The sequence below is a fragment of the Terriglobus roseus genome, assembly GCF_900102185.1.
Lineage (GTDB): Bacteria > Acidobacteriota > Terriglobia > Terriglobales > Acidobacteriaceae > Terriglobus > Terriglobus roseus_A.
Genome location: NZ_LT629690.1, coordinates 676841 through 691062, shown reverse-complemented (window position 1 = coordinate 691062; position 14222 = coordinate 676841). Strand labels below are relative to the sequence as shown.

Below are 14222 nucleotides of genomic sequence, written 5' to 3'. Positions count from 1 at the left end.
AAGCGGTAACAAAGCTTCGCACTTGATATCTCCTGGACGCGTGAAATTTGTAATATTAGCACGCGAATTCATGCCGAGCGAAGGCAGGGATAAATTCGATTTAGCTTCCAATGTCCCACAACACTGCTAGGCGCAGTTGATATACCAATCCAATCGGAAGATTATGCGTCGGCTAAAAACTAGCTTCGAATTTCAGAAGCTGGCTTTCAAGTTGCCATTGAAGCTTGGCCTTATCGCTCTTGCTAAGGAATTGAGCACAGCTGATAGAAGGATTTGGAGCTCCCGGAATATCGCCCTCGCAGTCCTTTACTGTGATCGCCTGATAAGGTGTTGCCCAAAGGCTCTCACCGGCCAAGAAGCTTACAGTGAGACTGTTTCGTGCCAGTGTCTTAAGTTCGCCATAACTCAAACCGTAGGATTCTACGGCACGTGCGAACTCTTGCGTGAGATTAGTTCCTAGAACGCCTTCATCGCTAGTGGAAAGTGCAAGAAGAACTCCTCTCTCTAAATACCAACGAAAAGGATGATCTTCTCCTTTCACGTCCAAGAGAAGATCGTCGCTGGTTAACATTATGACGATCGGAACTTTCCTCTCTTTGAGAAATCTTAGAAGTTCTTCAGGATTTTGTTCATATTGCAATGATGTCCCATGAGAGATCCTCGAGGCCTTCCCGATCTCAATTGCGTCCCTAATATGAGAACTATCGGACAAGTCCGAATATGCATCACTCAATTGACCGGCTGAGATGCCAATGCGAACGAGAGGATACATTGTGTGTAGGTATCCAAACATCCGCATCTGCGGCTGAAAATCGTGGATTGAATGATAGGTCCCTTCCGGCTGAGCAACACCAATTCCTATAAACCGTGGGTCGACAGATGCCACCTCAAACGCCATTACCATTTGCGGGTACACTTGAGACGTGATTGATGATCTGAGAACCTGATATTGATACCTTTGCTTAACTGAACAAGCTGGATCAGGTGTGGAAGATTTGCAACGCAAAATAGTATCCCGTTCTGATTCTGCTTCGTTAACTTTCTCGATCGCCTCCGCCATACCTTCTACAAGGCCATTCTCTTTAAGTAACTTGTGAACGCGTGCCAGCTCCTCAATGCTTGGGTTATCGCTCAACACACTATTGGAGTTGAGATAACGGAGCATCGCCACTGGAATCGAAGGCGTGACGAGAATCTCTTGGTAAATTTCGTGTTGGCTGACCGCCCGCTTGGACATCTCCGCTAAAATCCGTCCGAGGGATCGACTGGCCCCGCTAAATTTAGCGAACGTGTTATTGAAGTGGTCGTATGCCGATTCACCCGACAGCCTCCACTTGCGCATAGAGAAAGCATCGACCATCGATTGATAAAGTCGCACGTCGTTGTAAGCTGATTCTGCCGCGACGGTTCCCTCAGCACAGACCGGCCGCCCAGACCGGTTCGTTGCGCTCGGAGGAAGAAGTGTAGAGGTCTTGGAATCGACGCACAAACCGTCTTTCACTGCCCAATCGATCCATAATTCTGGCGAGATAGATCCACTGCTATGGGTCTCCAGATCTGCTCCCTTGGGCATTTCTCGAATAAACTGCCTGAGAAGTGGACGTTCCCGTCTTATCGTCTCAAGTCGTTGTTCGGTGTGTGCTTGAGCCAACTCAGCTTGATTCGCGGCTACGTCCGGATGATTCCCTTTGACGTGGCCCGATAACGTCTCCGCTCGTGACTTCAGGTTTGGTGGATACAGTGCTAACGGAAAGTCACCAACCCAGATTGGGGAACGTAAGGGGTTTTGCGATTTGAACCTACGTTTCGATTCGGCCTGGACATGAAGCTCTATATATCTAAATAGTTCTTGGGCGGTTATCCTGCCATCCATTGGATTTGTGTCCGCTGCTCCCTTAATTCCCTCCAATAGATATTCGGAGAAGAGACCGTGTTCCGCGACAGAATCTTCCCACGACACTTCGTTACTACTAGCAGCGAAAAACCCCATCGAAAGCAGATTGTCACCTTTGAACTTGAACGCCCTTGTCCACTCCTCAGTCAGCTTTGGTACAACATTCTCATCCCCTCTTGCCCCCGGCTGCAACGCTGCTCCGGCATGACATGCGTCAATGAAAAATACGACGTTTGAAGATATATTCTTTGCAACATCCCCCAGGAGTTCGTCCATACGAATGCCAAGACCTTCCGGAAACTTTGAGTCTGCGTCATACGGCATGAAATACGCTTGGCCCGAATCGTCAACTGCACCGTGTCCCGCAAAAAATATATAGACGAGGTCATTGTTGGATGCGACCTTTCCCACGCTTTTAATTGCGGTTAGGATGCCTGATCTTGTCGCCTCCGAATTAACAAGCAAGGTTGTGTCGAACGTGCCGCCCGGCGCAGTCTTAAGGTACTTAGCGAATTCTATTGCGTCGTTCTTTCCGAAATGAATCTGACGGTCTTGAGGATAAAGTGGGTAATCGGAAAGACCAATCACTATTGCATATCCCTTCGCACCCTGTCCGTAAACCGGAGTAGCCAAAGTCAGACATATAGCAAGGAAGAGGATTCCGAACAAGGATTCGGGACAGATTCGCCGCATCGATGTCACTCCGTAGCATTCTTCACAAAAAATACAGTGAAAATCGGCGCCACAATCCAGGAAAGTAAAGGGGCGAAATAACCGATGTATTTAATTGCTCCCTCAACGGTTCCCCGCTCAAAGATGAGAGGCCAGACAAACGCACTCAGAACACCATTCCAAAGGAGAGAGGAAACCAAAGCCACAACGAACAATCCCGGATTAAGTGATGTCTTTGGCTTCTTGGTATAGACGATCACATAGCATCCAATGACTGCAGCCAAGTATGTAACGTAAGACGAATTCAGCGTTGTCGTCAGCTTTTCAAAGTTATCGTCCCCAATATCATGATTCAAATAGAGACAAAGGGCTATGGTGAGGTTAATGAGAAAAGACGCCGCCCAGATCGCAGCCAATATGGCTCTTGCGGATGCAGCCGACAGACGCTTCATTGCGTTCCCCTCTGAAGCCTAGTTATGTAGGAATGGCAGCGAGCCCCGCAACATCTCTGAGGCTCTCTCATATGCAGTTTCATTCTGCTCGATTCGCCAAGTCGATTCTATTTTTCTCCTATATTGAATGAACGTACTTATCCTGTATCCCAACTCGGGTGGTTGCCCGGGATTGCGCGCGCTAGAGGATTCTGAGATTTCAACCTGATAGGAAACTCTTCGAGCTCCTATGTGTTTGTCTTCCGGAAAGGTTGCCGCATCACCGGGAAAGACCAAATTGCCCTTGATAGCGCAATTGGTACTAAAGAAGAAGTGAGGCTTCAATGGTGGCGTCTGAATTTCGCTTACGACCAAGCCCATTTGATCTTGCAACACTCGGTGAATACTGCCTAGAGCCGAAATGATCGACGTATCCGCTGAGGTAAATGTCTTCGGATACTTATAGTCGGATTGTCTAGGTGAACAGGTGTCGTCGTCGCCGCGCGCCGCGTTTTTGACCTCGAGTTCCACTGACTTGGAAGTTATTCCCGTTTGCGACATTACTAGTAGCGTGTAAGCTGTGGTTTGTCGTGGCCGTACCTGAATCGAGCCCCTGCCAGCTATCTCCCCAACTCCAAGAATATAAGCGGCCTGACCATCCTTGAGGTTCCAGCGGAGCGTCGCCGCACTTCCAGCGTCGACTTGTTGAGGTTCGATCCTCAGATCCGTCACTTGGCCGGTGGCCTGTGCCACAAAGAGGAAAGAGATGAAGAGCCTGGCAGTCGATGACATGAATTGTCCTCGTCGAGACATGAGGGTATCCATCAAGTCGTAATTTTGCAAACAGAATTTACGAAGGACAAGAAATCGTTGAAGCACGACGGCGGTGAACCCGTTCGTTGTAGATTTTGGTCCTCACTCTTCACCGCATCCAAATCAAACCTCGTCCTTGAAAGTTGAAAAACCAACTCCTAGGGGAGAGGAAATCAGTTAGGGCTAGAGAGCTTGGACGGGGTGACTACGCATCGTTATCAGAAGCAATAGACAAGACTTAGTCCACGTATTCCGACATTATTTTCTCGAGTTGTTATTGCTCATTCCAGAAAGGATTAGCCACCGAATGCCCCGGCCTCTGCGGGTGCGGAAATGTCAGGGGTCGGAGCCAAAGATCGCCTGATTCCACGATAGAACTGCGAACTGCTGTTGTCGCCGGGCTGTGGTCCATCTTCTGGCTCAGAGACTTGCTCTGCACCTGGGTGTGTTTGAAGGAACAGCGCGACCTTGCCGGGAGGAATGTTCGCAAATGTCTGACCATTGAAGCTAAACGTGGCAGGTGTCTTATTGATAGCGCTTCGAAGCGCCATCTTCTCTGCATTTGTGTAGGACTTGGAGGAGTTGATTGCAGCCAGGGCATCTGCCTTTGACATCCTGCCCAAAACGCCGAGGCCTTTATCGATTAGACCCATGTCAAATCGGTCTTGTCGGTTCTGGGATACCGTGAACGCTTGATTTACGAGACCACGCCACTGACCAATCTGTCTCATTGCTTCTGCTGCGTAATTGTTCTTGTCTGAGGGATCAGCGGTGAGGACATCATGTACGGTTTTCTCGGCCCCTTCGATTAGCTTGCCGAGCGACTCGCCGATAACAACCTTGTCGCCTGCGTCCAGCTTCTGGAAGTCACCGCCGGAATCAGTCAAGGCCTTCAGTGCTTTCGGCAACATCTGCTGTTGCTTGAGAGCGAGTCCGGCCATTTCCATTTGCTTCCGGGCCGCGGCTGTCTCCGCCCAAGCATGCGCGGTCTGCGCCGCAGCGAGAGCCTGTTTGGATTTGAACTCTTGCGTTTGCTCGTCGGCCTTCTGACGAACAAGGTTGTCGCCGAATAGCTTCGAGTCGAGGCGCTTCAACTCGATGTAATGTGTTGCGTCAATTTCCTTGCCGGGCTTCAGGATGTTGAAGACTTCGGGATAATACTTGTCCATCCCGTCCTTCTTCCACTGGTCAATGGTGTCTTGTGACACAGGCACTTTGCCCTTCGGGTCGTAGGCGGAATATGTGTACTGGTAGGTCGGTTTGCCATCGGCCCCGGTAGCCAGCTTCACACCTGTGGCCTCCCAATCGAAAGAGGAGGCACCAGGGCGATTCTTGATGAGGTCTTGCATCTCGGTTTCCGGGATGCCTTTGAAGACAGGCGCGAGACCAGCGGCATCGAAGTCGGAGAAGTGCTGCTTACCTTGTTCCGCCGTCTTCTCGTGTTGTTCGAAATCCGCGCCCTGAGTCAACATGTTCAGACGGAGTGTCTCCGAGTTAGCCTGCGCGACCTGTGCCTTGCGCAAAGTCTCCTGAGTGGCGAAAGCGTCCTGCTCACGTTGGTCGCGATTCTTCTCCAACTGCATCTGCTGGGAACGTTGGTTGTTCTGGAATTCCTCTTCGGCTTCCTGGCGCTTTAGCAAATCCTGCTGGCGGGAATCGTTCACGGCCGCGGCGCCACCGCGAGCAACTCCGCCAAAGAAGCCTTGAGCAGGATTGCCATTGGCTCCCGCGGCACCGCCCAGAAGTGCTGCGGTGACGATATTTCTGAAGAAATGGCCAGGAACTGTTGGAGATTCGGTGGCAACGGTATTGCCGTTGTCATCAACGGAGTAGGAGGTCTCGTGTCCCATCAATGCCTTAGCCACTTGGCGAAATACATCGTTGTGCGAAGTTTCGGGTGCTGCCGGCTGATCTGAAGATATTTGGGCGGTCGGCGGCTGAGGTGGTGACAAGTCCGGTACAGATGGAGAGACCATTAAGGGGGTGGATGGTATGTAGGGGGAGGGAGTATCTGTCAATTGCTCGAATGCCATTATCGGAGATGTGTTGTTGGTTTGAGGAAATAGGATTTGTGGGTTCTGTTGAACCCTCTAACGGAAAAGCTGGCTTGTCGGTCATGCCGCGTGGATGCGGATTAAGTACCAGCGTGGGGCCAATCTGGGGCCAATAAGGGGCCAATAAGGATTTCGATCCGCTTTTTAGTGCCTAAAACTGCTTTGTTTCGTATAGCTAAGTTGTTGCAAATACGTTGCCCAGCGTTTTCGCAACGAGGAGGTCAGCGGTTCGATCCCGCTCAGGTCCACCAAATAAATCAACAACATAGGTAGCATCAACCGTAGAAGGCATAGCAGCTGTGTTGTCAATTGTGTCTTAACTATCTCTGCGTATCGTAGAAAACTCTCGACCTTCCATTTCAGACACTGTTCTTCACAGGCGTCACTGGATGTTGACGCTCCATGTCAGTGGAGTTGGAGGCTGCGAGGCTCCTAATGAAGTGGCAGTGATCGTCAGGTTAGCTGTCGTAGCCCTGCCGGTAGAGCTCCCGTTAGGAGTACTACTGCCACAGCCCGGTAACACGAACAGCATGGAGAGCAAGCTAAACGCGAGTAGTCGGAAACCATGGCGACGGAATCGGGTGAACGAAACACCGATCCCGAGGATTGCTGGAAGACCGAGCAAAGAGAGCAAGACAGTAGAAGATCCAGACCGAATGGAGGCGCTGGCACTCGTCTGCAAGGTAATCGTTGCAGTCGAAGCAGTCGAGCCATTCGGCGTAACAGAAGCAGGATTGATCGTGCATGTCGAACCAGAGGGCGCGCCGGTGCAGGTCAGATTAACCACCGCATTAAATCCGCCCACAGGCGTAATGGACAGAGTGTTTGTAGCGGATGAACCACGCGTAGCGGTGCTCGTGCTTTGAGCTAACGCAATGGTGAACCCTGGGGGAGTAATTGTCACGGCAACCGCCGACGAAGCCGACGCTGTAAAGATCGCCGCTGAAGTGCTGGCACCCGCATACGACGCGACCACAGAGTGTGAGCCTACAGTAAGCGCTGCCGTCGAATAGGTCGCCCTACCTGTTGCATCCAGGTTTGCAGTGCCCAGCGTTGTAGAGCCATCGGTGAACGTTACCGCCCCCGTTGGTATTGCAGTACCACTGGCAGGCGCCACAGTAGCCGAAAACGAAACATTCGTTCCAGCGAACACATTTGAGGCTGAGACGGTCAAGGTTGTGGTGGTTGCAATGGTCGGTACAGATGCCGTAACCGCCAAGGTCACAATCGAAGATGTCGACGTGGCATATGTGCTATCGCCTGAATAAACAGCGGTAATCGAATGCGAACCAACGCTTAGATTTTTCGCTGTCAATGAAGCGCTTCCCGAAGCCAACGTCACCACACCAAGAGTGTTCGATCCATCCAGGAACTTCACCGTCCCCGTCGGCGCCCCGGCAGTTGTTGACGTGATCGTAGTGGTCAGTACAACCGATCCGTTTGCAGGAATGGTTGATGCATTTGCTGTGAGTGCTGTAGCCGTCGTTGCAAGCAGGCTTGGAGCGGAGCCATACATATTCAGCAACACAGTACTGCCTGTAAGGATGTCTGGCTTCCCATCCTTATTCAAATCCAAAGCGGTTGAAGCGCCACCGCCAGAAAGGTTGATGAGGTCACGCGGATAGGAAAGGTTATTACTCACAACGTTCGTGAATGTGCCGTCACCGTTGCCATAAAACACACCACTTACGATATTGCTGCCGATCAAGGCAAGGTCTGCCTTGCCATCGCCATCGAAGTCAGCCGCTGCAAGGCCTGCGATCATTACGGCGTCTCCACCGCTCAGATTGTAGGAATGATTCCCTCCAACACCACCGTTTCCATTACCCAAAACGATGTTGAGTGTCGCCTGGCCACCGTTCACCGCTTCAGCAACGTACGCGACATCAGGATGTCCATCATTATTGAAGTCATTGATGGTCAGGTCGTTTAGTTTTGCTGCGGTTGCCAGCACAGTAGGTGCCGCGAAGGTTCCGTCACCATTGCTCAAAAAGGCACTATACGTCGTAGTCGTTACACCCGTGCCGTTCACAACAGCGAAGGTGCTGTTGTACACAATCAGATCGTTCTTGCCATCGCCGTTCAGGTCGGCATGCCCTGCCACGTAAGGCACAACTGCAGTGGTCGGTGCAGTCGTGCTTGAGTAAACGCTTGTCAATACTCGTGTAGTGCTGAACGTGCCCGTACCCGTTCCGGCCAGCACAACAATCCCCTCCTGGTATGGATTGACCGGAGGCTGTCCAAATGCAGTTCCAGCGATAGCGTTGTAACTCGCCACCAAATCCAACTTGCCGTCGTTGGTCACATCCACCAGTTGGAGATTTGTCACCGACAGCTGATTGTCGAAGTCAGCCGCAGGAGCAATCTGCGGGAAGGCATAAGGCATCGGCGTAGCAAACGTGCCGTCGCCGTTTGAGTGAGCGGTGAAGTACACCGGATATGGATACGTAACGAGAGAGCCACCACTGCTCGTTGCAGTCAGGCCATTCGCGATAAATACAAGATCAGCTTTACCATCGCCATCGATGTCGCCAAGGGCATAGGTAGGCACTTGCGCAGTTGAAAGACTACCTGCCGCAAAGCTATAACCATTCAGAGAAAAGGCTCCCGGCTGCGGCACAGCAGAGCCAGCAGTAAAACCTCCCTTACCATTGCCAAGCTGAACAGTGAAACTGGCAAAGAATCCATTGTTGGCCTGAGAGCTCGTCGCGGCCACCATGTCTGGTATGCCGTCTCCGTTCACATCACCAATATTCGTGCCGTTATACGTTGCACTACCGGAGTACGCTCCCTGAAAGCTGCCGTCACCATTGCCCATCAGGGCGTACGACATATTGTTGAAATACCCATCGCCTTCATCGACGCCGTTGTTTCCCAATCCGACATAAATGTCGGCATTGCCATCGCCGTCGAGATCGTCAATCGTGACAAAGCCAATCGACGGGATGGAGTCGTAACTCTGGCCGGGAGTGAAGGTGCCGTCGCCCTTGCCGAGGTACGTGTGCACGACGCCGCCACCACCCACAACAAGGTCCACGCGGCCGTCCTTGTTAATGTCTCCAAGCGCAAGGTTGGGCCCTGGGCTGCCACTGGCGATGTCGTAAGGAAACGCATACGAGCTAGAAGCAGTAAACGGCGTGGAGCTTGATGTCGACGTGTTGTTTAACAGCACGAGTCCATTGCTGCAAACAATGTCCTTCATCCCCGTCCCTCGAAGGTTCGCGGAAGCAAGGTTGGTTACAGGGGCTGACGACGAGGTGGTTCCCGCGACCAGCGGAACATTCATGTTCACTGCCGCGGCAAACGTGCCATCACCCTTGCCCTTCAGGAATGACAGGATTTGCGCATCGCCCAAATTAATACCGTTCGAAATCGCGACGATGTCCAATACGCCATCGCCATCGAAGTCATCTACAACAGACGCCACCGTAGCTGAACCGCCCGTGTTGTACGTAACCCCAGAAGCCGGAAAGCTTCCGTCACTGCTTCCAAGCAGGACAGAGACAGAACCGGCGGAAGTTCCCGTGCCACGCGAAACGACGATGTCTCCAACGTGGTCCCCGTTCAGATCTGCGGACGAAAGCGCAGTGGCGCTTGAGAAGCTGTAGACCTTCATGCCATAGCCGGTAACACTACCCTCCAGGCCGGAAAGCACATAAAGAGCCTCGCCCATCGAAACTGGTGAATAGTACAAACCCGCGAAAACATTGATATTTGTGGGTGTCCGACCAAGAAACAGTCCGGGCCGCGATCCAATTCCCACAGGATAGCTATTGCAACCGGCGGCGTAAGCCGATCCAGCGGTAGTACCCAAGGCTGCATGCGCATGCAGAGTTTGATCGTATTTGGTGGCAATGCTGGTGCGCGTGTAGCTAAAGCTCGTGGTGGTAAGGCTGTAGCTGCCGGTATAGAAGTTCAACGAACAATCCGCCTCGCGGGCAAGCCCCACCGCCTGCCCTGACGGTGCCGAGATTGCCGTGAAGTTCCCCTGAAAGCTGGCGGTCCCCGAAGCTGTGCCATCCGTTCCGGTGATCACGCTAGGCCGAGCTTTGACTTCGCTTGTCTGTGCAGCAGCCTGAGGCACCAGCGGCGATATAGAAAGGCTCGCGGTCAACATTGTGATGGCTACACGCGCGAACGATGTCCGGCTAACGCCAGCAATCGCCTGGATCGAAGTTGCGAAGGACATAACAGACTCTCCGGAGAACCTTGCAATGGCAAAAAGAAACTGAATCAGCTTGAAACGCCCCTTCACAGGGGCAGAACATCTTTGGTCTTTGGCTTTCACAACCTAATGAGCAGAAGCGCAGAAACATCACACATTTTTTTTCGAGAGCCCAAATGCATTGGTATTCTGACCGCACTGCCGTCCCCTAACGAGTCGACATGAAACGCGGTGGCTTCTTCTGTGTCCTTGCATCCTTAGCACTAACGGCAGGGTTCGCGCATGCGCAAACAGTCATCCCGCCCGGCGGCTCGGTTCAAAGCACTCTCAAATCCGGCGAAAAGCGGGGCTATCAGATAGCCGCCCAGCCCGGCACGATTGTGGTCCTCCAGTTAGAACTGCAAGGTGGTCTGCTCTTCGCCCAATCCACAGAGACACCGCGTCGCATCCTCGATCTTGGCTCGGGCGGCGAACTCCTTTACGCAGTCACCGCCGCTAACGACGGTCTCGCCCACATCGACCTCTCCTCAGCAGAGCAGTCGCGGCAGGCCTCCCTCATCCTTCGGGACGTTACGGCCACCCATTCGGCGCTGGATCGAGAACACCTCCTCGCAGCGGGCACTGCCCTGGCCCGTGCCGACATGACGCGGAGAAAGATGCCCGGGGCGCCCGACGGGCCTACTGCGCTGACCCTCTACGACACTGCAGCCGCCGAAGCAACAGCCGCCCACAACACCGCGCTCGCTCGCTGGGCCATCACGCAAAAGGCTCGGTTCCTCATCTACCAACGCAGCAGATACGTTGAAGGGCGAGCATTGTTGCAACAGGCACTCGCACTCCCTGACGTTTCCGATACGGCCGTCCAGGCGCTGGTCTGGAAAACACTTGAAGCTGACGAATACTTCCTCGGCAATCTTCAGGCGTCGATCGAAGACTCCGAAAAAGCGCTGGCACTCTACCGGAAGAACGGCGACGTTTACTGGCAAGGAATCGTCCTCGGTAATCTTGTCTCCCTTTACGGAGAAGCCGGACGCGCCGACGATGCAGTAGCTGCAGGACAGGAAGCGCTCGCCGACTCAGAAAAAACCGAAGACCCCGCGGGCGTTGTCTTCACTCTCAGCGAACTTGGCACTCTCTATCGCGAGCAGGGTCGATTTGAAGAAGCTTTCGAAGCCTTTCGCCGAGCCACGGCCTGGGGTGAAAGTATCCATTACGCTCCGCTCATCGAAGCCGAAATCGAAAAAGACTTCGGCAGCTTCTATCTCGATCTTGGGATGAACGGCGAAGCGGAAACGCAGCTCCGCCTTTGCCTAAATCACGCCTCGACTGACAGCCAGGTCGCGCTCGACGCACGTGGCATGCTTGCGAATGTCCTCGAACACAATGGAAAACCGCAGGATGCACTCCGCGAATACGCCTCCGCGATCGCCGTCGCTCAGAAGCTCGAACTTAAGCCGGAGGAAGCATCTCTACTCCTTCGTCGCTCAGCTACGTACTTACACACTGATCAAATAGCGGCCGCGCAAAATGATGTAGCGGATGCCGCACGCCTCGCGGACGAGCTCAAACTCCCCGCTCTTGGTTTAGATACCAAGCTCGCTCAAGCTGCTATCTACCAGCACACATGTGCATCCTGTCCACAAACAGAAGATCTTTACAAGCAAGCCCTCACGCTTGCGCAGGATTTGGGGGAACGCGAACAGGAAGCCACAGCCGATGCTGGTCTCGCTCTCGTCTACAAGTCACGGCATGATGACGAAGCCGCACTCAACGCGATAGCTGCAGCACTTGCTATCGTGGAACACTCCCGATCCTCACTCGCAGCACGTGACCTTGCCGCAAGTTACTTCACTGGCCGCCACAGTTGGTACGAACTTGCCATCGAACTCTCCATGCAGCTCGACAAACGCTCACCCAATAAAGGCTTTCGCGAAACGGCCTTCCGCTACACAGAGCGCTCGCGAGCACGCACCATGCTCGACGCCATTGGTGCTCAGAACTCGCAAACCGCAGATCTACAACCCCAACTCCGACAGCGAATTCTCGCGAACCAGGCTCAGCTAGAAAAGCAGAAGGCAGCACTCCTTACAAGCACCGACCCCAAAAACATCGCCACCACTCTGCGTTCGCTCTATCTCGAAGAAGAAGCTCTCAATGCAGAGGCATCCAACCAGCCCGGCAAACTCAGAGGCAACTGGATAGCGTCAGCACACGATGTTCAGCAGTCGCTCCTTCATCCCGGCGAAGCTCTTATCTCGTTCTCCCATGGCTCCAGCCATACTTATCGCTGGCTCATCACATCGTCATCAACGACCATCACGCCGCTGCCAACAAAGAATGTCTTGCAACAACGCCTTACTCCCCTGCTACAGATGCTGCGCGACCACCAGCCAGCCCTGCATCCTGGCGAAGATGTGCAGGCATACAACACACGTCTCAATCAATGGAATCGCAATCGCGAAGAGGCGCTTCTCGCGGCCGGGCAATTACTCCTTCCCAGGCTTCCGCCTTCCGTACATCATCTCTATATCGTTGCGGAAGGCTCGCTGCTCTCCGTCCCGTGGAGCGCGCTACGCATTCCTTGCGGAGCGAATAGCTGCTACGCGGTTGAACGTTTCGCCACTTCCATTGAGCCCTCAGTCTCCATCGCCATCTCGCTTGCGCGCATGGAACATCCAGACCGGACAAAGAACGTCCTTCTCGTCGCCGACACAATCTCGACGCAATCCCAAGCCACACCACAGTGGATGCACCTGGCTGCGCTTCCGGGAACACACCGAGAAGCAGACGCCATCGCACGCCTCATCCCTGCGATGTACTTGGAACAGCTCCGCGGTAAACAGGCCACCGTTGACAACGTCCGCTCCGCTTTGCGAACCGACCTTGCAATCTTCCACGTAGCAACGCATACGCTTCTTGTCAGCGGCCATCCTGAGCTCTCCGGTATCGCACTCTCTTCCGGCAACGCACATGGGGCAGCACAAAGCGTCCTATGGCTACGCGATATCCCCTCGCTCCACGCTCCTCCACTCGTCACACTCAGCGGCTGCACCACAGAAGGCGAAGCGCCCTCTGGTGAAGAACTCGCCACACTTACACAAGCTTTCTTCTATGCAGGGGCGCAACAAGTCATCGGCAGTCTGTGGGATGTCGACGACGACGCAACCGCAACCCTTATGACTGGCTTCTACCAGCAGCTCTTGAAGCAGAAACTCACAATCGCCGAAGCCATCCGCCAGACACAGCTCTCTATGCTTCACAATCACGCAGTGGTATCCGACTGGGCAGCGTTCGTGGTCAACGGCGTACAACCTGCGGGCCCACATATCGGGGGCAACTGACAAATGCAGGAAGGGTCCCTCAGCGCGCTCCTCAGTCTGCTCGGCGATGGCCCAGAGTCGTCCGGAACCGCTTACGGCAACCTGCACCAACGCCTCACGCGATACTTCCGCATCAATGCATGCGCCGATCCGGAACAACTTGCCGACGAGGTACTGAACCGTCTCGCGAAAATCGCGGCGAGCGACGCAGCCTCCATAGCCTCCCCAACTGCCTTCGCTCTGGGCATTGCCCGTCACGTACTGCAGGAAAACGTCCGTGCAGAACTTCGCGAAGCGGAGGCAGGCCGAAACTGGCAAACCTCCAGAAAGATAGCCAACCCTGACGAGGAGGTCGCCCTGCAAGCCATCGACGTTTGTCTCGCAAGTATGCCTACTGCAAAAAGCGAGCTTCTGCGCACCTATTACGAATCCACTGGAAAACAAAAGATCGAACACCATCGCCAGCTTGCCGAACGCCTCGGCATTTCAATCAACACTCTGCGAAACCGTCTTATGCGTGCCCGTCGCGAGCTCGACACCTGCGTCCGCAATCGCCTATCTGATGTTTCTTCCCAAAATCGCACTTAGGTTAAGAAAGAGAGAGTCACGCTGAACGACACGCAATCCAATACGAGAGAACAGCTCCTTCGCTACATCCTTGGCGCTTTGCCGCCACAGGAACGCGAGGCTTTCGAGCTGCGCCTCATTGAGGACGAGGAGTTCTCGGAGGCAGTCGAAGCAGAGGAGTTCGACCTTATCGACGAATACGCCGCAGGTGCGCTTCCACCCGCTGAACATAAGGAGATCAAACGCTGGATTGAGTCATCACCTGAGCTTCGCACGCGCGTCTTTATATCGCAGCGACTTCATAGC

General features: G+C 53.6%; 7 protein-coding genes. 2 read left to right on the top strand and 5 right to left on the bottom strand.

Features of this window, described 5'->3' with window-relative positions; all coding sequences use genetic code 11:
- Positions 1–172 precede the first annotated feature (172 nt).
- The 5 genes from BLT38_RS03150 to BLT38_RS03130 form a co-directional block, all read right to left on the bottom strand.
- A complete protein-coding gene (locus BLT38_RS03150; protein WP_083343877.1) occupies positions 173–2587 on the bottom strand; it encodes a caspase family protein in 2415 nt (804 codons plus the stop codon).
- Positions 2588–2592: 5 nt separating this feature from the next.
- Positions 2593–3018 (bottom strand): hypothetical protein, encoded by a 426-nt coding sequence (locus BLT38_RS03145; protein ID WP_083343876.1) that lies wholly within the window; start codon positions 3016–3018, stop codon positions 2593–2595.
- An 18-nt stretch (positions 3019–3036) separates the two neighbouring features.
- Positions 3037–3789 (bottom strand): hypothetical protein, encoded by a 753-nt coding sequence (locus BLT38_RS03140; RefSeq protein ID WP_156784992.1) that lies wholly within the window; start codon positions 3787–3789, stop codon positions 3037–3039.
- Positions 3790–4106: 317 nt separating this feature from the next.
- Positions 4107–5675 (bottom strand): hypothetical protein, encoded by a 1569-nt coding sequence (locus BLT38_RS03135; protein ID WP_156784991.1) that lies wholly within the window; start codon positions 5673–5675, stop codon positions 4107–4109.
- Positions 5676–6246: 571 nt separating this feature from the next.
- Positions 6247–10053 carry a beta strand repeat-containing protein gene (locus tag BLT38_RS03130; RefSeq protein ID WP_083343873.1) on the bottom strand — a complete coding sequence of 1269 codons (3807 nt, stop codon included), beginning with the start codon at positions 10051–10053 and terminating at the stop codon, positions 6247–6249.
- A gap of 197 nt (positions 10054–10250) precedes the next feature.
- Between BLT38_RS03130 and BLT38_RS03125 the strand changes: the two genes are divergently transcribed.
- Together BLT38_RS03125 and BLT38_RS03120 are read left to right on the top strand one after the other, a co-directional pair.
- Positions 10251–13370, top strand: a complete 3120-nt coding sequence (locus tag BLT38_RS03125; RefSeq protein ID WP_083343872.1) for a CHAT domain-containing tetratricopeptide repeat protein — start codon at positions 10251–10253, stop codon at positions 13368–13370.
- A 3-nt stretch (positions 13371–13373) separates the two neighbouring features.
- Entirely contained in the window at positions 13374–13937 is a 564-nt protein-coding gene (locus BLT38_RS03120; RefSeq protein ID WP_083343871.1) for an RNA polymerase sigma factor, read from the top strand.
- Positions 13938–14222 lie beyond the last annotated feature (285 nt).

Bases quoted from the DNA above. Each gene is read 5' to 3' on its own strand.
- BLT38_RS03150 (WP_083343877.1), bottom strand. From the start codon at position 2,587: ATGCGGCGAATCTGTCCCGAATCCTTGTTCGGAATCCTCTTCCTTGCT.
- BLT38_RS03140 (WP_156784992.1), bottom strand. From the start codon at position 3,789: ATGTCATCGACTGCCAGGCTCTTCATCTCTTTCCTCTTTGTGGCACAG.
- BLT38_RS03130 (WP_083343873.1), bottom strand. From the start codon at position 10,053: ATGTCCTTCGCAACTTCGATCCAGGCGATTGCTGGCGTTAGCCGGACA.
- BLT38_RS03125 (WP_083343872.1), top strand. From the start codon at position 10,251: ATGAAACGCGGTGGCTTCTTCTGTGTCCTTGCATCCTTAGCACTAACG.
- BLT38_RS03145 (WP_083343876.1), bottom strand. From the start codon at position 3,018: ATGAAGCGTCTGTCGGCTGCATCCGCAAGAGCCATATTGGCTGCGATC.
- BLT38_RS03120 (WP_083343871.1), top strand. From the start codon at position 13,374: ATGCAGGAAGGGTCCCTCAGCGCGCTCCTCAGTCTGCTCGGCGATGGC.